This window comes from Pyxidicoccus fallax, assembly GCF_012933655.1.
GTDB classification, from domain to species: domain Bacteria; phylum Myxococcota; class Myxococcia; order Myxococcales; family Myxococcaceae; genus Myxococcus; species Myxococcus fallax.
Genome location: NZ_JABBJJ010000717.1, coordinates 1 through 1,097, shown reverse-complemented (window position 1 = coordinate 1,097; position 1,097 = coordinate 1). Strand labels below are relative to the sequence as shown.

Below are 1,097 nucleotides of genomic sequence, written 5' to 3'. Positions count from 1 at the left end.
CCCTGCTGGTGTCCCCCGCCGCCCCCGCCGCCGCGCCGCGCGCGCCCGAGGTGTTCCTCCCCGGCCTCGTCTCGGTACCGGGGCAGGAGGAGTACCGCATCATCTTCAGCCCGGACGGACGCACCGCCTTCTGGGGCGTGGGCGAGGAGCTGTTCCCGTCCTCGCGGCAGTCCACCATCGTCTACTCCGAGTGGCGCCACGGCCGGTGGACCGAGCCGCGGGTGGCGCCCTTCTCCGGCGTGTACCCCGACATCGACCCGTTCATCTCGCCGGACGGCCGCCGCCTGTTCTTCTCGTCCATCCGCCCGGTGAATGGCGTGCCGCGCGAGGACGTGGAGCTGTGGGTGGTGGAGCGCCAGGGTGACGGCTGGGGCGAGCCGCGCCACCTGGGCCTCGCCGTCAACAGCACGTCCGACGAGCTGTACCCCAGCGTGGACGCGTACGGCACGCTGTACTTCGGCTCGGACCGGCCGGGCGGCTACGGCATCTGGGACATCTACCGCGCGTACCCGCGCCGCGATGGCAGCTACGGGCCGGCGGAGAACCTGGGCCCCGCCATCAACACGGACACCCTCGACTTCAACCCCACCATCACCGCCGACGGCCAGACGCTGCTCTTCGCCTCCATCGGCCGGGCGGACGGCTACGGCTACGGGGACCTCTACGTCGCCGAGCGCGTCCGGGGCCGCTGGCAGCCCGCCCGCAACCTGGGCCCCACGGTGAACACCTCGCAGGACGAGTACCACCCGTCCCTCTCGCCCGACGAGCGCACCCTCTACTTCGTCCGGCACGAGTACGAGCCCGAGTACCTGCCCGCGGACATCTTCCACGTCCGGGCCAAGGGCCTGCTGCGCCCTTCCTGGCCGTGCCTCACGGACGAAGCCGGCGCTGACGCCGAAGAGTAGACCCCCGAAAAAAACACAGCGGGAAGCGCGCCCCCCGACGCACTTCCCGCCGTATGAGCCGCTCTGACGAGGGCTCCAGGACTTCAGACTCCAGAAAAAAACATTGGGAGCACGCCCCCTCGACGTGCTCCCAATGACGTCGCGCTCCACACTGCGGAGCGCCCCCCGTTTGGAAGCCAGCCCCCCCGGGCC

Annotated in this window: 1 protein-coding gene; it reads left to right on the top strand. The window is 71.1% G+C overall.

Annotated features, from left to right (window positions below; genetic code table 11):
• A partial coding sequence (locus HG543_RS53775; protein ID WP_169352690.1) for a TolB family protein occupies window positions 1-905 on the top strand: 905 nt, incomplete at its 5' end.
• Window positions 906-1,097 lie beyond the last annotated feature (192 nt).